The following is a 20,259-nucleotide window of genomic DNA, read 5'->3' as shown; positions in this document are numbered from 1 at the left end:
CTGGGCCCTACCTTCAAGTTAAGTGTCTTGTTCTTTAATTAATCGCAATTCCCTACTATGCAGAGTACTCAATTCAAAGAACTGTTAAGAAGATACCTTGCCAATCAGTGCTCATCAGCGGAAAGAGCTTTTGTGGAAAATTGGTATAACCAGCATACCATAGAAAATTCTGCACCATTGACTGCTGCAGAATATGAGGAGGACATTGCATTCATCCATGATCATCTTGAACGATCAGAGCGCGTGCAAAGGAAATGGACGCTATGGCCTCGAATTGCAGTGGCTGCAGTTGTTTTATTTACCCTCGGGGTATCTATATATTATTATTTTCCAGGAAAGCAAAGCTCAACATATACCCATGAAAGCATCCTGGATATAAAAGCCGGTACAGATAAAGCGATGCTGACACTTGCCGATGGATCTAAAATTAGTTTATCAGATGTTAAAGCAGGAGAAATTGCCATGCAATCCGGTCTAAAGATATCTAAATCTATTGACGGTCAGTTGGTTTACTCCTCAGTTCCAGCTGGAAATACGGTAGAAATTCGAAAGTCACCGCAATTCAATACCATAGAAACACCCAGAGGGGGCAAATTTCAAATCTTATTGCCAGATGGAAGCAAGGTATGGTTGGATGCTGCATCTTCCCTAAAATATCCGGTGGAATTTGTTGGTGCTGAAAGAAAAGTAGAATTAACTGGACAGGCTTATTTTGAGGTCGCCAAAAAACATGGTAAATCATTTAAAGTGATTAGCGGAAAACAGGAACTGGAAGTGCTGGGGACTCATTTTAACATTAATGCTTATGCTAATCAACCCAACATTGTAACTACTTTATTAGAAGGAAGTGTGCGCCTGACTGTTAAAGATGCAAATACGTCTGCGCTGCTAAAGCCAGGACAGCAATCTGCATTGGAGGTAAAAGATTTCCAGATTAAACAAGTTGATGTTGAAGATGCAATTGCCTGGAAAACCGGGTTCTTTGCATTCGATAGAGATGATGTCCCTACTGTGCTGCATAAGCTGGAAAGATGGTATGATGTAGACATCAGTATTGAAGGAGAATTTGACCAGATTAAAATCGGAGGGACGATCTCCCGATCTAAAAGCCTTTCGGAAGTACTAAGGGTACTTCAGTTAACTAGAAAAATTAAATTTAAGACAGAAGGAAGGAGGATTATCGCTATGCCTTAAACTCTACTCTGAATGATTTATAAAGAAACCAGGAGCGTTGACGCGCCCCCGGGATCATATTATGGGTCATTGTCGCTAATACATTGTATTAAACAAAGTTATCAACCAAACTGATGATGATGATACCGCGAAGTTGAACTCATCATCAAACCCAAACTTACCAAATGTATGAAATTGTACGATTTTAATTCGTATAGGAATTCCTATGTGAAAAATAAAATTCTTTTAACCATGAAGCTTTCCATAGCTATGCTATTGTTGATTATGTTTCAGGTGAATGCTTCTACTTTAGCACAAAAGAAAGTTACGTTGTCGGAAAGTAACGTAACACTTGAAAAGGTCTTAAAATCAATAACCAAACAAACAGGTTATGACCTTGTATTTATTGCAACAGATATCTCTATTGCAAAACCTGTTACTATTCATGTCCGTGATGCAAGTCTGGAAGAAACATTGGACCTCTGCTTTATCAATCAGCCATTCGAATACTCGCTGGATACAAAAACACTGATTGTTCAGGAGAAACCAAAAACCAATCTGCAGACAAAAAAGAGCGTCGCTTTTTTGAGCATCTCAGGTAAGGTGCTTGATGAAACCGGACAAGGTCTTCCTGGAGCTTCTGTAAAAGAGCTGGGTGGCAGTAATGTGGCGCAGACAGATAGTAAAGGAGAATTTAAATTGAATGTTGGCGGACCAGAATCTTCAATTTCTATATCCTTTGTTGGATATGTAACCAAAACTTTAAAAGTGGGTTCTGAAAAAACCTTCAATATCAGGTTAGTGCCGAATCCAAATTTATTGAAAGATGCAGTGGTGATCGGGTACCAGACCGTTTCCCGCAGAACCTCTACCGCAGCTGTGTCTACAGTGAAGGCGAAGGACATCGAAAACCTTCCTTCACCAAGTTTTGATCAGTTGCTGCAGGGAAGAGTGGCAGGGGTGAATATCCAGAATTATTCTGGTGAACCGGGATCCAGACCAACCTTTACCGTTCGTGGAAATACGGCCATGAGCAGAACTGTAAATGCAGCAAATGCACTCAGTTAGTCCATTGTTTATTATCGATGGCGTTCCAGTCTCTTATAATGACATCTCAGGTTTTAGTGATGTGACCCAAACCAATTTTGTAGCCGGTATTAACCCTAATGATATTGAGAGTATAGATGTTTTGAAGGATGCAGCTTCTGCCTCAATTTACGGTTCAAGAGGTGCAAATGGCGTTGTAGTGATTAAAACGAAAAGGGGAAAAAATGGGGAGAAACCACAGGTAAATGCAAACTTCTATACAGGGTTGTCTACCAGAGCACGAAGTGAAGTTTACTATGTAGGTGCGGAAGAACGGAGGTACAAAATGAATTACCTGACTTCTTTAGGAAATTATCAGCAGCTAAGCACGCTTCCCCTTTTGCTAACAGATAGTTTGAACCCGGCATTTAATAACAATACCGACTGGCAAGGACTTTTCTTCCAGACCGCGAGAATTTATAACGCTGATGCCTCTGCTTTCGGAGGAAGTGAAAATGTGAATTACCGCCTAAGTGGAAATTATTATAATGAAGAGGGAATTGTAAAGTCGACCGGCTTTAAGCGTTATAATCTCGCTGCAAATATGGGGTATAAAATGTCACCAAAGTTGAATATTGACCTTTCCTTCCGCGCTTCCAGAACTGACAGATCCAGAGGAAGAGGGGTAATTCCTGATCCTAATGCCGATTATAGCAATCCGCTGCCGATCAATAGCGGCGCTTTCCCATCTTCCTTGTTTCAGCTTAGCCGAATGGATAGCCTCAATTTCATTGGCCAGTATGATCTTGCAAAAGATAAAAATATCAATGATGACATTTCCACAAGTGTAACGCTTTATTATGACATCACCCCAAAATTAAAACTGACCAGTCAGAGTTCATTGCTACTCACAAACTCAAGTCGTGATTTGTTCAGACCAAGTGCTTTAGATGCAGATGGTGTATTTTATACTTATTCCATGAATTCTAAGTACCAAAACTTTAATATGGATAATTTCTTGAGCTATAATTTGGACATCAAGGATGATCATCACCTGAATTTTCTGGTTGGTAACACCATTAACTACATTAATGTAGGCTATTCAGGAGTTGGTGGCTACGGAACAGGAAACAACTCTATTTCTACTGTCAATGGAATTAAACCCGGCAATTTTGACCTGAACTATACCAAGTCAAATAATGCCGAGGCAGGAATGCTGTCTTTTTTCGGACGTGTGAACTATGATTTTAAATCCAAATACTTACTGTCTGCTTCCATCAGAAGTGACGCTTCTTCTCGTTTCGGTAAAAACAATCGCTGGGCATATTTCCCAGCAGTTTCAGCAGGCTGGATTATCTCTGATGAAGCCTTCATGTCTAAAACGAAATCCTGGATCAATATGCTAAAGATTAGAGGTAGCTTTGGAATTAGCGGTAATCTTCCTGATAATTTCTATGCTCCTTATAACTCCTATCTGGTCGGAAAAGCAGGTTTATACGATGGAAACAATATGTATACCTATAATGGGGTAACTGTAATTAACCATGATCCGGGCACAGTTACTCAGGATAACCTGACCTGGGAAAAGGCAGTGCAAAGCAATATCGGTATTGATGCCGACTTCTTTAATAACAGATTACAAGTGGTTGCAGATGTTTATAACCGTGGTACGAAAGACATCTTCTTTAAGTTGAAAATGCCTTCTACCAGTGGTTACGATGAGGTCTTTACAAATTCAGTAGGGGTACGCAACATTGGTTTTGAATTTAATATTTCAGGTAAAGTCTTCTCTCCAGAGAAAAGTTTCCAGTGGAATCCACGCCTGATCCTATCCATGAACAGAAATCAGATCACTAAACTTCCAGATGGAAACCGTGATATTGTGATTGATTATAATGGTACAACCTATATCCTTTCAAAAGGCCGACCTATTAATGAATTCTATCAGGTGAAATCTAATGGTGTTTATGCTACACAGGGAGACGTTCCTTTTGATCCGAGAACAGGTAATCTGATCACCTACTGGGATGGATCAGTGGTAGCCGGTGCAGGTACTTATCGCTGGATCGATCAAAATGGAGATTATGATGTCTGGGATAGAAATGACCTGGTCAGAACAGGCGATCCAAATCCAAAAGTAACTGGTGGTTTCAGCAATACATTTAGTTATAAAAACTTCTCTCTAGAAGTGTTTACTTCCTTTGCCCTAGGTCGGGATGTATACAATACTTACGTGGCTTCGCTCTTGACGAATTATAAACAAATCGGTAATTTCTATGGGCAGGGCTTAATTGACCTGAGCAAACTTTCCATCTGGCGCAATCCTGGAGATGTAGCTGATTATGCGGATGTCAATCCCTATAACAGTTATTATTATCAGTTCAATACCTTTTCTTCGGCCTATATGGAAGACGGAAGTTATGCCCGTATCAAATACATTAACCTGGGTTATAGATTCAAAAATGAATGGATGAAAAGAGCAAAAATAAGCGCTTTGCAGGTATATGGCATTGTGGACAATGTGTACACGTTCCAGAAATCAAATTTACCAGATGTAGAGGCTGTAGATGCACTAGGTATCTATAACGGAAACGGCTATCCTCTACCGCGCAAGTTTACTTTAGGATTTAGGGCGACATTTTAAACACCATTAGAACCATTTGAAGATGAAAACTAAAAAATCATACGTTGTGATCAGCATGCTGTGTTTGATCGCATCCATAATCATATTACCATCCTGTAAAAAACTCTTGAATTTTTCACCTGAAGATGCGCCCTATGAAGGTTCATTCTGGAAAACTCAGGATGATGCCATCTCTGCATTGGCGGGAGTATATTCTTTGTCCAGAAAGTCGATGTTCAGAGGGGCTAACAGTCATCATATGTCGCATTTTAGCTATGGCGATCTTTCTACCAATGAATTTAACAAAGTGAATTCAGACTTTACCCTGAGCTTCCTGATAGAAGGGGATGGGTACTATGGAACAGGAATCAATATTGGCGACTTTATCGGACCGTATCTCGAAGACCTCGGTGAATGGGATTCCTATTATAAAACCATCAATATGGCCAACACGGTACTGGATAAAGTAAGTCAGATGCCGAATAATGTATTTACCTCAGATCGCAAAAACAGAATCCTTGGAGAAACTTATTTCATGAGGGCATTCAACTATTTTTACATGGTTAGAATCTGGGGCGATGTGCCATTGGTGCTTAAAAATAATGCTGACCCGGTGTCTTCTCAGAACTTAGCGCGTACTTCAGAAAAAGTAGTGCTGGATTCCGCACTTGCAGATCTGGCAAAAGCACAAAAACTGCTGAAATTTACAACCGGTGCTGACCACGCGGTGGCAGCGGATAAAGGTGCGGTCTTTGCACTGAAAGCAAATATCCTTCGCTGGCAGTACTTTCTGGGTAAAAACACGAACAGCGCCTTATTGACACAGGCAGTAGCCTCGATTGATTCCATCACCAATGCAGGTACCTATAGTTTAGTGCCAGCAACTAACTTCGATCGTTTGTTCAAAGGAAGAAGCTCCGAAGCAATTTTTGAAGTGCCGCTTAGCCTGGAGCAAAATGAATATCAGCTGGGAGATGGATTCTACTATACGACCAGTATGCAGCCTTACATTAAGGATAAATCTGATATGCGCGTAGTACTAAATCATAACTTTTTGGAAGGCATGTATTATTACGACAATGATGCGCGCTATAGCTATAATTTCGACAAAGCTAAAGTAGACAATTGGATCCTTACCAAATTTACAGGCCGTAATGGAGAAAATGTAAAGTTCAGAAATCCTGAAAACAGCACCAACCCTCTGGTCGATTGTAACATTCCAATCTTTAGACTGGGAGAACAACTACTGCTCCGTGCAGAATGTAATGATTTACTAGGCAATGCTGCTGCTGCGCTTACCGACTTGAATAAGGTGAAAAATCGTGCCGGTCTGACGGATTATGATGGCAGTAATACCGACCTCAAAACGGAGATTTTCGAAGAAACTTATCGTGAAATCGCTTTCGAAGGTCAATTATGGTATGTGATGGTTCGTAACAATCAACTGGCAGGATATACGGAAGGTCGTTTCCCTCAAAGTCGTTTTGACCAGGATGGCTGGAAATGGCCGATCTCAAGAAATATACTTCAAAAGAATCAGCTATTGGTTCAAAATAAATATTGGAATGGTAGAATTTAAGCACTTGAATATGAAAATAACACACCTGGTGTTACTCGCATTTGCAGTAGCCATGATGGTCACATCATGTAAAAAGGACAAATATATTATTGGGGGTAGCCTGCATGATGCTCATGTGGATATGAGTACTTATGATTACCTGAAAACAAATCGTTTATTTGATACACTGCTGGTACTCATTGATAAAGCAGGAATGAAGGAAGAGATTAATGGAGATGTCACCTTTTTTGCGCCAACAGATTATTCCATCAAAGCTTTATTGGTAAGAAGACAAGAGAAACTTCAGCAGGAAAATAACGATGAAAACTTAAGGTATAACTTAAGTGATCTTCCCATTCCTGAACTTAGAGATTCTCTGCGTTCTCATCTTTTCACAGGGAAAATCACACGTGAAAGCCTCAGTCTGTCCAATAAATTGTTTACCAGTAAATCCAATGAGCCGTTTTCTATCCGATTGATAGAAGGAGTGAGCCCTGGATTGGTGAGTTCTAAACCTCAATATCTGTTTTTAGTTAAGTTAAGAAATGGCCTGGATCCTGAGCCCCTTCCAGAAAATTATGCAGATGAGGACAAGGACATCGCCGATGTTGCGCAAACGTCAAATATTCAAACTACGACAGGCGTGTTACACGTGTTAAACAATACGCATAGGTTTTATTGGTAACCCAAAATTAAACATCTGATGAAGAAATATATATACATAACGATGGCCTTAGTGCTATCGGTAGTCATCTGGACAGGATGTAAAAAGATCACTGTAGGTTTTTTAAGTGATTCTGTTTATTACGTCAATAGCCCGTTCCAGGTGGAGAAGGGTAAAAATGGTTTTATTACCTCCGAACTAAAAGGAGATGGTTCGACTGCACCACTGAAAATTAAATTGCTGCAGATTAAGAAAAAAGGAACAGAACAGGTTGCTGATGAATTGTACCAGGAACAAAAGGTCTATGTCTATAAAACGGCTTTTGATCCGGAAGTGCATACCACGCTCGAATTATTAAATTCTATCAGAGAGCTGAAGTCGAAGCCGCTGTTTGAATTCCTGCCCAGCGGTCAGTTTCTTTTTACTTCTGGAACAAGTATCATCCCTACAGGTGCTGAATATACTTTTGATATAGAAGTGAGCAATGAAAGTGGTGCCAAAACATTCAAAAATATTGGAGAACTGGATTTCGTGGAATCTCAGCCTTTTTCCATCAACAGAAATACAGCAACATATCTGCTGGATGGGGGAACCGTATTTGAATCATTGCCGCCTGTAGAAATTACAGTAACCAGAACCAGTATTAATGGAACCAATGTGATCGTCAGGTATGTGGATGAAGATGGTGTGCCGTTTAGTCCTAAGGATGGGGAGCTTATTGTTCGGGGAGATCGGCCAACACTCGATTCTTATGCCAAATTCAATCCTGTATTAAAAACGAATACAGAAATGAGCTTGAATTTTGAGATCATCCCATTCCCTTACAAGCAGATCACCGGATATGGATCATTTGATATCTTCTACAGGATCCCAAGTGATTATGTAACCGTAACCAACCCTAAATCAAGTTATTCCCCAAATGCCAGATTCAACATCAATCCGGCAATTGGCTTCCAGTTAAAACAGGAAGGAAATTATGTAGTGGAAGTGAAGATCAAAGGAATAAAACACAAATAACCTCCATAATTACAATGAAAAGCCTGTGGTGAATGCCGCAGGCTTTAATTGTTTTCTATCTTTCTGTCCGATCAGGTGCAGTACCGTGTTTTTTGAACAAATTGTAGCTGGGGCGTAGGATTTTTACACTTCTTTTCGACAAGTCTACACTTGCATTCAGCTCAAAACCCACCAGAAGAATTAAGGAATTCAAATAAAGCCAGATCATCAGTACGATTAACGTACTAATAGAGCCGTAGATTTTATTGTAAGAACTAAAATTGTCGATGTAAAAGGAGAATCCCCAAATGGTCAAAAAGGCAAGGATGGTAGCCAGACAAGAACCTGGACTAAAGAACTTCCATTTCTTAACATGAGAAGGACCATATTTATAGAGTATGGAAATGGTTACAAAATAGAGAATGCCTAATAGTGCCCATCTGCTGAGCTGGATCAGGTACACCATAAAGCTCCCATGAATGTTCAGTTTCTTTAAGATGATTACACCGATGGTCATGGCAACGATGCAGATGATCACAGATAAAGCAATGGTAATGGTCAACAATACGGCAATCAAACGCTGCTTTAACCAGCTCCGGTCTTCAATAATTAAGGACGACTTATTAAAGGCCATCATTAAACTGTGCACACCATTTGTGGCAAAAAATAAGGACAGGAAGAATCCAAAAGATAGCAAACCTCCGTTCTGCTTGTTTACAATCTCGTTTAAGGTCACCTCAAAGGCTTTGTAAGCATCGGCTGGTAGAATGAGCACAATCAGTTCCATCAGTTGCTTCTGGAAGCCTATCCGTTTTGGAATAAAGGGAATGAGGGTAAATAAAAAGATGATGGCTGGAAATAGGGCCAGCATAAAGTTATACGCCAGGGAAGAGGCCTTATTGACTAAAGAATCCTTCCCGATTTCGGTGAAGAAAAAACTGGCAACAGTATAGAGAGGCAGCGGACTGAAACCAGGAAGTATACATACTTTGGTCCAATCAATAAACAAAGCGTAAATCCTGATTTTTAGCAGTTGCTTATGTACCCACTCCATCTATCAAATTTAATTAAAAAATACCTTTAACTTCTCCATGAAATCCTCAGGAGGAGAGCAAGGTTTATTCTTTGCCATATCAACAAACACTAAGGTCGTTTTGCCAATATTAATCAGCTCGCCTGCCTCATTAAATAGCTCGTACACAAAGTAAATACGTACACCTGGAAGGTCGTGTATAGTGGTTTTAATAGTGATCTCTTGGTCATAAAGCGCAGGTTTGATGTACTTGCAATTCAGCTCTAAAACAGGCATCATCACACCGCTGCTTTCCATACTGGCGTAATCCATGCCCAGGCTCCTCAGCATTTCCACCCTTGCTACTTCATAATATTCTGCGTAATTGCCGTAATATACGTAGCCCATTTGATCCGTCTCACCGTATCTTACCCTTACTTTCGTGCTGTGCGTAAACATCCTTATTTGTAAATATTACGTTTGTTCAAAGCTTCTCTATATTTTTTCGCATTGATCTCATGTTCCTGAACCGTAACCGCAAAATTATGGTAGCCAGAGAAGTCTTCTTTCGCACACATATAGATGTAATTGTTATCGTCTTTATTCAATACGGCATCAATAGCATTGATACTAGGCATCATGATCGGCCCTGGAGGCAAACCTGCATATTTGTAAGTATTGTATTTAGAAGGAACCTGTAAGAGTTTATTGGTCACCCTTTTTACCGTAAAATCATCGTTTGCAAAGATTACAGTTGGATCTGCCTGAAGCAAAATTCCCTTTTTTAACCTGTTCAAATACAATCCAGCGATGATCGGCATCTCTTTATCATATAAAGCCTCCGCATCTACGATAGAAGCCAATACAGAAACCTGAATAGGGCTTAGGTTTAATGCCGCAGCTTTACGCTTGCGGTCATCATTCCAGAACTTCACATATTCTTTCTGCATTTTTTCGAAAAACTCAATCGGCGCAATGTTCCAGTACATTTCGTAAGTATTCGGAATAAACATCGTGTAAATATTTTCTTTATTAAATCCGTACTTCTCAATTAATGCTGTAGAATCCAGTACATTGATGAAAGCTAATGAGTCAGCTTCCAGGTTTTTTGCCAGATAACCAGCAAAATCTTCTTTCTTCCTGATGTTCTGGAATTTTAATTTCACAGGATCCTGGTTACCAGCTTTCAGCATGTTTACCAAGGTTCTGTTGTTCATTCCCTTGCTCACTTTATAGCGGCCAGGTTTCAAATTCTGTGCAAGATCCATCTTTGCAGCTGCCTGACTGAAAGACCCTATATCTGTCAATATATCTTTCTTACGTATTTCCTCAAATAGGTCGTCTAAATGACTTCCCGTTCTTACATATACATATTTTTCCTTACCAGTGATGTTAGGCGCAAAAAACACTTTGTAGAATTTTAGGCCGAAATAACCACCAACTACCAATGCAACCAGCAAGCCGGCCAATATTACTTTAGTACTTTTCTTAAAGCTTTTCTCGTTTTCGTTTGACATATAATAAGGCTAATAATTATTTTTTATTGGACAAGGTAATGTTTACTGGGGTACCGATTTTAACTTTGGTTACGGAATCCGTTAAGAAAGGGTCCTGTTTTACGATCACTGCATTGGCTGTATCCGTAATTTCTCCTTCATAATACACGTTTCCTAAACTCAGCATTGCGCCATTCTTTAAGGCAAATCTCGCTTCATCCATCGTTAATCCAATTAATGAAGGGATATCAACTTCTTCATTTCCTCTTCCATCACCTAAAACTAAGTCAATCCTGGATCCTTTAGGCATGGATTCTCCAGCTTTAATTGGCTGTCCACCAAATAAAGCTTCCAATACTACGTCTCTGGCCTGATCGGATTTATAAGTCGTATCTCCGAGTTTTAGTCCGAAACTCTCAATCAAAGCTTGTGCCTGTCTCAAAGGTTTGAACTCGATGTCCGGAAATTTAACATTCGGAGCCATAGCCACATTTACAGTTAAATAAATGGTACGGTTGTCTTTTACAAAAGTATTTGCTTCAGGATCCTGGTCGATCACAATGCCCGGAGGCGAATCCATCACAAATACGGAATCTACTTCGTAACGAAGTCCTAATCCCTCTAACTTGCTTACTGCCTGTGTGAAAGATAGTCCTTTTACTGCCGGAACATTTAAGCCCTGACCATGTTTGGTGTAATATCTTAAACTAAAGAAAGCCGCCAGGATAATGATCACTACCGTAACTATCGCAGCAATGATGTTGGTTTTAAAGGATTTAGTCTTTAGGTAAGATATGAATTTGCTCATAGGGATTTTCTCTTCAATATGGTATATCGCCCAAATTTAGGCTAAAAAAATATTTTATTGGAATTAAAATGACATCTGGGCCAACTAATTTATATTTGTGCTTACAATTGACTTATTACTTTGAATAGGTTTTAACACGCTTAAAAATGAAGAAAACATTAGCATTACTAACCGGTGGGACCACAGGTGAATGGGTCATCTCGGTTAAAAGTGCCGCCACGATCGCCCAAAATCTAGATGCCGATAAGTTTGATGTTTATAAAATCATGCTCAGCCAGCAAGGTTGGTTTTATGAACCGGCAGACTCAGTGAAAATTGAAGTAGACAGAAATGACTTCTCCCTAAACATTAAAGGTCGAAAAATTACTTTTGATGGGGTTTTCATTGCCATTCATGGCTCTCCCGGTGAAGATGGTAAATTACAAGGCTATTTCGACATGCTCAACCTTCCTTATACCACTTGCGATGCGCTGACTTCTGCAATCACCATGAATAAAGGATATACCAAAGCAATTGTTCAGGGCATAGAAAATCTACATGTAGCAAAGTCTGCGCAAATTTTCAAGAATGTTGCTTACAATGTTGAGCAAATCAAAAGAGACCTTAAAATTCCTTATTTCGTTAAACCAAATAATGGCGGAAGCAGCATAGGAATGAGCAAAGTAAAACATGGTGCTGATCTGGAGAAAGCAATTGAAAAAGCTTTTAAAGAAGATGATCAGCTGCTGATTGAAGAGTTTATTTCCGGTAGAGAATTTACAGTAGGGGTAGTGAAATTGGATGGCAAACTAGTCGTGCTTCCCGCAACAGAAGTGGAAACCGCAAAAGAGTTTTTTGATTTTGAAGCCAAATACACTCCTGGAGTAGCTAAAGAAACTACGCCGGCTCCAATCAGACCAGAAACGAAAGCCAGAGTAGAGCAAATTGCCAAAGATGTGTATATGAAGTTAAACTGCAGCGGTGTGGTACGTATAGATTTTATCCTAACGGAAGATGAAGGTGATTTTTACTTCATTGAGGTCAATACCATCCCAGGACAAACCGCTACCAGCTTTATTCCTCAGCAAGTAGCTGCTGCGGGGATGAAACTAAATGATTTTTATACTAAACTCGTGAAAGAAACCATAGGTTAATCCCGATACAATAAATACAACTATAATAAAAAGGGGTCTGCGGAATATATTCCGCAGACCCCTTTTTATTATAGTTTACACCAGTCGTGAATGTCTTAGAAGCGGTATCCGATACTCAAGCCTGATCTTACTCCTGCCCAAGGGCCACTAAAATCAATTTTAGCCCCATTACCATCTACCGTAGATTTTGTGTGTACTAAAGGAAGATCATCCAGATCTGTCAAGGCTTCCCTTAATGCTTTTTGTTCATCATCATTCAATGCTTTCTTACCAGAAATACTGCCAGAAGCAGATCCGTAATTAGGACCTAAAATCCACCAATCCAGATAAATTGCTTTGCTCAGTTTCCATTGCGCACCTATAAGCACTCCTGCTGTCAGGGTACTGATACTGCCATCCATGTCAATTCTATCCTTTATTGTAGTACTGTTCGTGCCGTTGCTGAAAGTAGCTTCGTAATTATATGGAACAGCAACATTATACCTTGCATACCTTGCAAATGGTGCCACGTAAAAGCCACGGAAAACACTTTGACTTACATAATACCTAAACTCCGGTGTGATCGCGAAATTCCCGGTTTTGAAATCCTTAATGCTTTCCCAGGTTTTATCGTCATCAATCAGACTTTTGAAAGTAGAACTGAAGGGAACATGAGATTTTGGCATTATCCTGAAACCTAAAGAAACAGACATTTTTTTTCCCACAGCACGTTCATATTGGAAGGAATAAGTTTTTAAAGCTGCAGCCGCCACATTCCATTTTACCAGGTTTTTAGATTCCGTGTTTTGCTCCTCCTGATTTGTATTGGTCTGCTGGGCGAAACTATTGCTCGCTGAAAAGCTAAGCGCCGCCACACCGCAGATGAACATGGTTTTAGTAAAGGTTTCTTTCATATAAATACAATTTGTTTTGAGTGGGCTAAATTATATATTTTATGGAGTTAAACCTGTATAGTTTTCCATCTTCCCTTTTTAAATAGGATATATCCCGCAATGGCGATGCCTACTTCTGCAACAGGAATTGCAATGAATACACCGGTAGGGCCCATCTCAAAGTGTTTTGCCAATAAAAATGCCAATGGAATCTGAAATAACCAGAACCCGAAAAAGTTGACCCAGGTAGGTGTCCAGGTATCTCCAGCCCCGTTAAAAGTGCTGACCAGCACCATTCCGATACCATAAAAGATATAACCCAGGCTCATAATCTGGAGCGCATGAAGCGCAACTTCTTGTACCAATTGATCATTCGTGAAAAAAGAAATGAAATAATAACCGCCAATGAAAGTAAAGGCCATCACCAGTACCATATAGACGACAATGTATTTTGCAGTTTTCATCACCGAATCTATCGCGCGCTGCAAGTGTTTTGCCCCTAGGTTCTGACCTACCAAAGTTGCCGCCGCATTACTCATCCCCCAGGCTGGAAGCATGAAAAACATCATCAGCCTTAAAGCAGTTTGATACCCGGCAGAGCCATGATCACCACCAGTAGTGGCCACCAATTGTGCCAGGAAAATCCAGCTGCATGAAGCAATAATGAATTGGAATATACCAGGCGTAGCAATCTTTAATAAGGCCTTCATCTGCTCAAAGTGTGGCTTTAAGTAGGATAGCTGCACCTTTAAAAGTCCTCTGCCGCTGACCAGATGCCAGATTTGATAGGCAACGCCCATACTTCTTCCTATAGTGGTGGCAATGGCTGCACCAGTTAAACCAAAAGCAGGGATAGGCCCCAATCCGTTAATCAGAATAGGACACAGTATGATATTGGCAATATTCGCGATCCATAAACTTTTCATCGCTATAGCCGCATTTCCTGCACCTCTGAAAATTCCATTGATCAGGAAGAGCAATACAATGATCACACTTCCACCCATCATGATCTGTGTAAAATGCGTTCCATGAGCGGCTGTTTCTGCAGAAGCACCCATCAGCATCAGGATGTCTGCCGCATAAATTACCCCTAAGACGCTAATGATGAGGTTAAAGAAAACAGCGATCAGGATCGCCTGGACACCTGCTTTTGCTGCAGCCTCCGGGTTTTTCTCCCCGATTCTTCTCGCTACCACTGCGGTTGCAGCCATACTCATTCCGATAGCCAGAGAGTAAATAATGGTCAATACTGATTCTGTTAAACCTACAGTCTGTATCGCGTGGCTGCTATTGGGCAGGTGTCCTACAAAATATAAGTCTACCAGTGCAAATACAGATTCCATTGCCATTTCCAACATCATCGGAATGGCCAGTAAAAGCACCCCTTTACGGATACTTCCCTGTGTAAAGTCAAGTTCTTCGCCTTTTAAAGCTTGTTTTAAAAGTGATATAATTCTAGATAGCTTGCTCCTCGAAGCTGCTTGTGGTGCTGACATATAAAAAGAAAAAAAAATTAGGAAATAAACCGTTATCAGCATTGAAATGCGGATGCTTTATCGTTAATAAGGAAGGGAGTCCTTGGTTTTAGAACCTTAAACGGACGTAAAATACTATCATCGTACTACGGTTTTCTAAATTCAAATATAGTTTTTTATTGTTAAATCCTTAAATAGATAAATATTTTATACGCTGTAATCTAATTGGCTTTGGGAAATTTTCATTAATCTTTTATACGAAATCTGCATCCTAAATTCAGGTAATGGTCAGGATGGAGGGGAGCAAAGGGTATAACTATATTTAGCTGCCCGGGAATCGAATCGACTGGAGGTACAGCGAAAAGATATGCCAGTCTGTAGAGGCTTTTTTTTATGTGTTATTGATACTGGTTTCTGTTTTGGTTGAACCAAAGGTTTTGTCAGCTCCTTGAACTCCGGTATTCCTTGGTTTTTAGCCTCATTATGATTCAGGGTTTAAGGGGATTTCTAGCTAGTCTTTGCCTTCATTTCTTCTGGATCCGTTTAGCACATAAGTAGATACATTTTCGTCAGGGAAGTATAACCCATTGTTTAAGCTGCCCATAGTTTCAGTCAATTACTTTGTTTGCATTTGTAATGTACACAATGCTTTCGGGAAATAGGCTGTGTAAATAGCCGATATAAGAGGGTAGAGGCGCTAATATAAAAGGAAAGGTTTGTAAATCAGGAACTAACGAATCTGACTTTTTTTCTTTAAAGCTGTCAATTTTTCCCCAAAAAACTGAAATTTTTTCAGAAAAATCACCTTCAATACACTCATAAACCTTGTTTTTCTAATTTGGCACAGCAGTTGAAATATGCCTGGTGTATTTAATTTTTTAATTGATAGACCAAAATCTAAAAATATAAAGGAGGAAAATATATGTCACTGGTAAAATTTAATAATGGAGCAAAGAACTCTGGATTAATGAACGATTTCAATGATGTTTTCGGGTCAATATTTACCGATGCTTTATTGCCAAATCACCTGATCACTAAAATGCCTGCTGTAAACATCAGTGAGACTAATGATCAGTACCATATTGAAATGGCGGTTCCAGGTTTGAAAAAAGAAGATTTTAAAGTGAACCTGGAAGGAGATGTATTGACCATCTCTGCAGAAGTTAAAAAAGAAGATAAGCAATATAAGAAACAAGAGTTCAGCTATACTTCTTTCTTGCGTTCTTTCACCTTGCCTGATTCAGTAGATGCTGCAAGCGTTAATGCAAGCTATAAAGATGGTGTATTGGTGATTGACGTTGCTAAAAAAGAAGAAGCTAAAAACGCAGTGCGTCAGATTGAAATTAAGTAATTGGTTCTTTTAGAAAAGATTATCTAATAATTATAGCTCATCTGGCTTATTCAATTCAGCCTTCATCCTAAAAGGGGTGAAGGCTTTTTGTTTTATATACTATAAGCCAGAATCATTTCCTCAGTGACCCTACAGCCTTTTCCGGTTTTCGTATCGATCATCACATAATCAAACCAGCCATCAGAAGCGATCTTTTTAGTGCGTTTGTTTTCCATTTCGAACTGCACCCTGCAGCCTTTCTCATTGATCGTTAAAATTCCGGTGCGGATTAAGACCACATCACCTAAAATTAGCGGGCGTTTAAAATCTACATGAGCGGTGCGAACTACCCAGCCGTAGCCACTTTCGAGGAAAGACTCCATTGACATCTTGTAAAACTCCTCCATCTGGTCGTAACGTGCAGAAAGTACATAGTCGAAATACTTGCTATTGTGCACATGCTGGAACATATCTATATCATCTGGGCGTACTTTTAATTCAGTTTGAAAGATGCTGTATTCGTTCTTTTCCATGTTTTCTACGTTCTGCGTCAAAAATAAGGTTTAGATTTTGATATATATTGGTCTCCTGTGCTAAATTGAACCGATATGACAATTGTTTTTTTTGCGATTCACTAAAACTTAAACTATCTTTGCACACAATTAATTAATCCATACACACTTTAGTATCATTCAAGAAATGTATTTAAGTAAAGAAAAGAAAGCCGAAATCTTCAAAACACACGGCGAAGTAGAAACTAACACTGGTTCTGCTGAAGGTCAAGTAGCATTGTTTACTTACCGTATTGCACATTTAACTGAGCATTTAAAGAAAAATCGTAAAGATTTCTCTACTCAGTTATCTCTACAAAAATTAGTAGGTAAACGCCGTGGTATTTTGGCATATCTATTTAAAAAAGATATCAATCGTTACCGTGCTGTTATCAAAGCTTTAGGCTTAAGGGACATTATCAAACCTTTAGGTTCAACTAGAGACAGCAAATAAGCGTTATAATATCAGGAAAAGCCATTCTTAGGGATGGCTTTTTTACTTTGAATAATAAAATTAACATATATAAATCAGGTGTGTAGAAAGAGGAAAACACACCACAACACTCTTTAAATGAATGTAATAAAAAAATCGTTCGACCTGGGCGACGGAAGAATTATCGAAATTGAAACAGGAAAATTAGCAAAACAAGCTGATGGTTCTGTAGTTGTTAAAATGGGAGACACCATGTTATTGGCTACTGTAGTATCTTCAGTAGGCGCTAAAGCAGGTGTAGATTTCTTACCATTATCAGTAGATTATCAAGAGAAATATGCAGCCGCTGGCCGTATTCCTGGAGGTTTCTTACGTCGTGAAGCAAGATTATCAGATTATGAAGTTTTAATTTCTCGTTTGGTTGACCGTGCTTTACGTCCGATGTTCCCTGAAGATTACCACTCTGACACTCAGGTGATGATCTCTTTGATCTCTTCTGACAAAAATATTATGCCAGACTGTTTAGCGGGTCTAGCTGCTTCAGCTGCGCTTGCAGTTTCAGATATCCCTTTCAACGGGCCAATCTCTGAAGTACGTGTAGCTAAAATTGACGGTAAATTTATCATCAACCCTTATGTAAGTGATTTAGAACGCGCAACGATGGAATTCCTTGTTGCCGGTACTGAAAGCGATATCGTAATGGTAGAGGGTGAAGCTGATGAGATCTCAGAAGCTGACATGGTGGAAGCAATTGAGTTCGCTCATAAAGCAATCGTGATTCAGGTTCAAGCTCAAAAAGAATTAGCTGAATTAGTAGGTAAGACAGTTAAACGTACTTATTCTCATGAAAACAGCAATCCTGAATTGAGAGAATCAGTATTCGCGGCTACTTACGATAAAGTATATGCAGTTGCAAAAAGCAATACTAGTAAAGGTGAGCGTACTGACGCTTTCTCTGCTATCCTTGCTGAATTTGTAGCTACTTTAGGTGAAGACATCGATGATGTAACTTCATTCTTAGCTAAAAAATATTTCCATGATGTACAGTATGATGCAATTCGTAATCTGGTATTAGACGAAGGAATTCGTTTAGACGGTCGTGATGTTCGTACCGTACGTCCAATCTGGTCTGAAGTAAGTTACCTTCCTTCTGCTCACGGTTCTGCAGTTTTCACTCGTGGTGAAACTCAAGCATTAACTACAGTTACTTTAGGTTCTAAAGATGATGAGCAAATGATTGATGGTGCATTCATCAATGGTTACAACAAGTTCTTACTGCACTATAACTTCCCTGGATTCTCTACTGGCGAGGTTCGCCCGAACAGAGGTGCTGGTCGTCGTGAAATTGGTCATGGTAACTTGGCAATGCGTTCATTGAAGAAAGTATTACCAGGATTAGAAGAAAATCCATACACTATTCGTATCGTTTCTGATATCTTAGAATCTAACGGTTCTTCCTCTATGGCAACTGTTTGTGCTGGTACATTAGCATTAATGGATGCAGGTATTAAAATCAAAGCACCAGTATCTGGTATTGCTATGGGATTAATTACTGATGAGAAAACTGGTAAATATGCAATCCTTTCAGATATTCTAGGTGATGAAGATCATTTAGGTGATATGGACTTTAAAGTAACTGGTACTGAAAAAGGTATAGTTGCTTGTCAGATGGACTTAAAAATCAATGGTTTGAAATGGGAAGTTTTAACTAACGCCCTTAACCAAGCTAAAGATGCTCGTTTACACATCTTAAACGAAATGAAGAAAACGATTTCTGCACCACGTGAAGACTATAAAGATCACGCGCCACGTATCGTTTCTCTAACAATTGATAAAGAATTTATTGGTGCTGTAATCGGCCCAGGCGGTAAAATTATCCAGGAAATGCAACGCGAAACCGGCGCATCTATCTCTATCGAAGAAGTAGGTAACAAAGGTATCGTTGAAATTTTTGCTGATAATAAAGCGGCTATTGATGCTGCTGTAGGTCGTATCAACGCGATTGCTGCTAAACCAGACATAGGTGCTACTTATGATGGTAAAGTGAAATCTATCATGCCATTTGGTGCATTCGTAGAAATCATGCCAGGAAAAGACGGATTATTACACATCTCTGAGATCGACTGGACTCGTTTAGAAACGATGGACGGTGTGTTCAAAGAAGGTGATAGAATTCAAGTGAAACTTTTGGATATTGACAAACAAGGAAAAATGAAACTTTCTAGAAAAGCTTTATTGCCTCGTCCAGCGAAACCAGAAGGAACTGCAGAAAACACTCCTGCATAGTTTCCTCACTAATATTGAAAAACCCCGCAATCTGCGGGGTTTTTTGGTTTAAAAAGCTTTATTTCTTTATATTTACCTAAGAAATAAAACGATCCTATGAAATACCTCATCGCCCCATCTGTACTTTCTGCTGACTTTGCAAACCTTCAAAGAGATATTGAAATGATCAACTCCAGTGCCGCAGATTGGTTCCATGTGGATGTGATGGATGGCGTTTTTGTGCCCAATATCTCTTTCGGATTTCCCGTCATGGAAGCGATTAAAAAATATGCAACTAAACCATTGGATGTGCATTTGATGATCGTTAATCCTGATCAGTATATTGAGCGTTTCGCAGCAGCAGGCGCCACGGTAATCACTGTGCATTACGAAGCTTGTGTACACCTTCACCGTACCGTACAGGCGATTCATGCGGCAGGATGTAAAGCTGGTGTAGCGCTTAACCCACATACCCCTGTGGCTTTGTTAAAAGATATCCTTGCAGATTTAGACCTGGTACTGGTGATGTCGGTAAACCCTGGTTTTGGCGGTCAAAAATTCATTCCTAATACGCTGAACAAGCTGAGAGAATTGAAAGCAATGGCCTTGCAATTAAACCCTGACCTGATCATCGAAGTAGATGGTGGGGTAGGGATTCATAACCTCGAAGATTTAATAGAAGCAGGTGCTGCGGCATTTGTTGCCGGTAATGCCATCTTTTCTGCCCCTGATCCAATGGAAATGATCGCGAACATGAAAAATCTAATGTAATTTCTACAATTGCATGAAAAGCCCTCTCCCGGGCAATTAACCGTCGTTTCTACACCGGGGATGGCTTTGCTGT

General features: G+C 39.7%; 18 protein-coding genes. 11 read left to right on the top strand and 7 right to left on the bottom strand.

All coding sequences use genetic code 11. From position 1 onward, the window contains the following. The first annotated feature begins 57 nt into the window (after positions 1 to 57). The 6 genes from H9X96_RS12620 to H9X96_RS12595 all read left to right on the top strand — a co-directional run bounded on the left by H9X96_RS12620 (position 58) and on the right by H9X96_RS12595 (position 8,061). Positions 58 to 1,194: a FecR family protein gene (locus H9X96_RS12620; RefSeq protein WP_187666618.1), complete on the top strand. Its 1,137-nt coding sequence runs from the start codon at positions 58 to 60 to the stop codon at positions 1,192 to 1,194. 231 nt (positions 1,195 to 1,425) lie between these two features. Next, positions 1,426 to 2,241, top strand: coding sequence for a carboxypeptidase-like regulatory domain-containing protein (locus H9X96_RS12615; protein ID WP_187666617.1), 816 nt, complete (start codon positions 1,426 to 1,428; stop codon positions 2,239 to 2,241). Next, positions 2,228 to 4,843, top strand: coding sequence for a SusC/RagA family TonB-linked outer membrane protein (locus H9X96_RS12610; protein WP_187666616.1), 2,616 nt, complete (start codon positions 2,228 to 2,230; stop codon positions 4,841 to 4,843). The genes H9X96_RS12615 and H9X96_RS12610 overlap by 14 nt, the downstream gene beginning before the upstream one ends. A 106-nt stretch (positions 4,844 to 4,949) precedes the next feature. Next, positions 4,950 to 6,401 (top strand): RagB/SusD family nutrient uptake outer membrane protein, encoded by a 1,452-nt coding sequence (locus tag H9X96_RS12605; protein WP_187666615.1) that lies wholly within the window; start codon positions 4,950 to 4,952, stop codon positions 6,399 to 6,401. Between the two features lie 10 nt (positions 6,402 to 6,411). Continuing rightward, positions 6,412 to 7,065 carry a fasciclin domain-containing protein gene (locus H9X96_RS12600; protein WP_187666614.1) on the top strand — a complete coding sequence of 218 codons (654 nt, stop codon included), beginning with the start codon at positions 6,412 to 6,414 and terminating at the stop codon, positions 7,063 to 7,065. An 18-nt stretch (positions 7,066 to 7,083) separates the two neighbouring features. Beyond that, positions 7,084 to 8,061, top strand: coding sequence for a DUF5007 domain-containing protein (locus H9X96_RS12595; protein WP_187666613.1), 978 nt, complete (start codon positions 7,084 to 7,086; stop codon positions 8,059 to 8,061). Between the two features lie 55 nt (positions 8,062 to 8,116). On the opposite strand, the gene H9X96_RS12590 is transcribed toward H9X96_RS12595, so the two are convergent. From H9X96_RS12590 to H9X96_RS12575, 4 genes are read right to left on the bottom strand one after another with little or no spacing between them, the layout of a single operon-like run. Continuing rightward, positions 8,117 to 9,094, bottom strand: a complete 978-nt coding sequence (locus H9X96_RS12590; RefSeq protein ID WP_187666612.1) for a YihY/virulence factor BrkB family protein — start codon at positions 9,092 to 9,094, stop codon at positions 8,117 to 8,119. Positions 9,095 to 9,103: 9 nt separating this feature from the next. Further along, positions 9,104 to 9,511 carry a thioesterase family protein gene (locus H9X96_RS12585; protein ID WP_187666611.1) on the bottom strand — a complete coding sequence of 136 codons (408 nt, stop codon included), beginning with the start codon at positions 9,509 to 9,511 and terminating at the stop codon, positions 9,104 to 9,106. 2 nt (positions 9,512 to 9,513) lie between these two features. Next, on the bottom strand, positions 9,514 to 10,569 hold the full coding sequence (gene mltG / locus H9X96_RS12580) for an endolytic transglycosylase MltG (protein ID WP_187666610.1): 1,056 nt from the start codon (positions 10,567 to 10,569) through the stop codon (positions 9,514 to 9,516). 16 nt (positions 10,570 to 10,585) lie between these two features. Next, complete coding sequence (locus H9X96_RS12575) at positions 10,586 to 11,356, bottom strand: PASTA domain-containing protein (RefSeq protein ID WP_187666609.1); 771 nt, start codon at positions 11,354 to 11,356, stop codon at positions 10,586 to 10,588. A 146-nt stretch (positions 11,357 to 11,502) separates the two neighbouring features. Between H9X96_RS12575 and H9X96_RS12570 the strand changes: the two genes are divergently transcribed. Continuing rightward, positions 11,503 to 12,489 (top strand): D-alanine--D-alanine ligase, encoded by a 987-nt coding sequence (locus H9X96_RS12570; protein WP_187666608.1) that lies wholly within the window; start codon positions 11,503 to 11,505, stop codon positions 12,487 to 12,489. Positions 12,490 to 12,584: 95 nt separating this feature from the next. Here the strand turns inward: H9X96_RS12570 and H9X96_RS12565 are convergent, their stop codons facing one another. Together H9X96_RS12565 and H9X96_RS12560 are read right to left on the bottom strand one after the other, a co-directional pair. Continuing rightward, entirely contained in the window at positions 12,585 to 13,382 is a 798-nt protein-coding gene (locus H9X96_RS12565) for a DUF3575 domain-containing protein (protein WP_255431100.1), read from the bottom strand. A 47-nt stretch (positions 13,383 to 13,429) separates the two neighbouring features. Then, positions 13,430 to 14,857, bottom strand: coding sequence for an MATE family efflux transporter (locus tag H9X96_RS12560; protein ID WP_187666607.1), 1,428 nt, complete (start codon positions 14,855 to 14,857; stop codon positions 13,430 to 13,432). Positions 14,858 to 15,758: 901 nt separating this feature from the next. Between H9X96_RS12560 and H9X96_RS12555 the strand changes: the two genes are divergently transcribed. Next, the gene (locus H9X96_RS12555; protein WP_187666606.1) at positions 15,759 to 16,187 is read left to right on the top strand and encodes an Hsp20/alpha crystallin family protein; all 429 of its coding nucleotides are present in this window, start codon (positions 15,759 to 15,761) and stop codon (positions 16,185 to 16,187) included. A gap of 92 nt (positions 16,188 to 16,279) precedes the next feature. Here the strand turns inward: H9X96_RS12555 and H9X96_RS12550 are convergent, their stop codons facing one another. Then, the gene (locus H9X96_RS12550; RefSeq protein ID WP_187666605.1) at positions 16,280 to 16,699 is read right to left on the bottom strand and encodes a thioesterase family protein; all 420 of its coding nucleotides are present in this window, start codon (positions 16,697 to 16,699) and stop codon (positions 16,280 to 16,282) included. A 166-nt stretch (positions 16,700 to 16,865) separates the two neighbouring features. On the opposite strand from H9X96_RS12550, the gene rpsO reads away from it, so the two are divergent. The 3 genes from rpsO to rpe all read left to right on the top strand — a co-directional run bounded on the left by rpsO (position 16,866) and on the right by rpe (position 20,186). Then, the gene (gene rpsO, locus H9X96_RS12545) at positions 16,866 to 17,171 is read left to right on the top strand and encodes a 30S ribosomal protein S15 (RefSeq protein ID WP_062547894.1); all 306 of its coding nucleotides are present in this window, start codon (positions 16,866 to 16,868) and stop codon (positions 17,169 to 17,171) included. Positions 17,172 to 17,288: 117 nt separating this feature from the next. Then, positions 17,289 to 19,436 (top strand): polyribonucleotide nucleotidyltransferase, encoded by a 2,148-nt coding sequence (gene pnp / locus H9X96_RS12540; RefSeq protein WP_187666604.1) that lies wholly within the window; start codon positions 17,289 to 17,291, stop codon positions 19,434 to 19,436. Between the two features lie 96 nt (positions 19,437 to 19,532). Further along, positions 19,533 to 20,186, top strand: a complete 654-nt coding sequence (gene rpe / locus H9X96_RS12535) for a ribulose-phosphate 3-epimerase (RefSeq protein ID WP_187666603.1) — start codon at positions 19,533 to 19,535, stop codon at positions 20,184 to 20,186. The last annotated feature ends 73 nt before the right edge of the window (positions 20,187 to 20,259 follow it).

Origin of the sequence: Pedobacter sp. N36a (assembly GCF_014472395.1) — a bacterium.
Lineage (GTDB): Bacteria > Bacteroidota > Bacteroidia > Sphingobacteriales > Sphingobacteriaceae > Pedobacter.
Note: the sequence above shows the minus strand (reverse complement) of the source record. Positions and strands in the feature narration are given on the sequence as shown.

What these genes read in the sequence shown, in the direction of transcription:
- H9X96_RS12620 (WP_187666618.1), top strand. Translation starts at nt 58, where the DNA reads ATGCAGAGTACTCAATTCAAAGAACTGTTAAGAAGATACCTTGCCAAT.
- H9X96_RS12615 (WP_187666617.1), top strand. Translation starts at nt 1,426, where the DNA reads ATGAAGCTTTCCATAGCTATGCTATTGTTGATTATGTTTCAGGTGAAT.
- H9X96_RS12610 (WP_187666616.1), top strand. Translation starts at nt 2,228, where the DNA reads ATGCACTCAGTTAGTCCATTGTTTATTATCGATGGCGTTCCAGTCTCT.
- H9X96_RS12600 (WP_187666614.1), top strand. Translation starts at nt 6,412, where the DNA reads ATGAAAATAACACACCTGGTGTTACTCGCATTTGCAGTAGCCATGATG.
- H9X96_RS12595 (WP_187666613.1), top strand. Translation starts at nt 7,084, where the DNA reads ATGAAGAAATATATATACATAACGATGGCCTTAGTGCTATCGGTAGTC.
- H9X96_RS12590 (WP_187666612.1), bottom strand. Translation starts at nt 9,094, where the DNA reads ATGGAGTGGGTACATAAGCAACTGCTAAAAATCAGGATTTACGCTTTG.
- H9X96_RS12585 (WP_187666611.1), bottom strand. Translation starts at nt 9,511, where the DNA reads ATGTTTACGCACAGCACGAAAGTAAGGGTAAGATACGGTGAGACGGAT.
- mltG (WP_187666610.1), bottom strand. Translation starts at nt 10,569, where the DNA reads ATGTCAAACGAAAACGAGAAAAGCTTTAAGAAAAGTACTAAAGTAATA.
- H9X96_RS12575 (WP_187666609.1), bottom strand. Translation starts at nt 11,356, where the DNA reads ATGAGCAAATTCATATCTTACCTAAAGACTAAATCCTTTAAAACCAAC.
- H9X96_RS12570 (WP_187666608.1), top strand. Translation starts at nt 11,503, where the DNA reads ATGAAGAAAACATTAGCATTACTAACCGGTGGGACCACAGGTGAATGG.
- H9X96_RS12565 (WP_255431100.1), bottom strand. Translation starts at nt 13,382, where the DNA reads ATGAAAGAAACCTTTACTAAAACCATGTTCATCTGCGGTGTGGCGGCG.
- H9X96_RS12560 (WP_187666607.1), bottom strand. Translation starts at nt 14,857, where the DNA reads ATGTCAGCACCACAAGCAGCTTCGAGGAGCAAGCTATCTAGAATTATA.
- H9X96_RS12555 (WP_187666606.1), top strand. Translation starts at nt 15,759, where the DNA reads ATGTCACTGGTAAAATTTAATAATGGAGCAAAGAACTCTGGATTAATG.
- H9X96_RS12550 (WP_187666605.1), bottom strand. Translation starts at nt 16,699, where the DNA reads ATGGAAAAGAACGAATACAGCATCTTTCAAACTGAATTAAAAGTACGC.
- rpsO (WP_062547894.1), top strand. Translation starts at nt 16,866, where the DNA reads ATGTATTTAAGTAAAGAAAAGAAAGCCGAAATCTTCAAAACACACGGC.
- pnp (WP_187666604.1), top strand. Translation starts at nt 17,289, where the DNA reads ATGAATGTAATAAAAAAATCGTTCGACCTGGGCGACGGAAGAATTATC.
- rpe (WP_187666603.1), top strand. Translation starts at nt 19,533, where the DNA reads ATGAAATACCTCATCGCCCCATCTGTACTTTCTGCTGACTTTGCAAAC.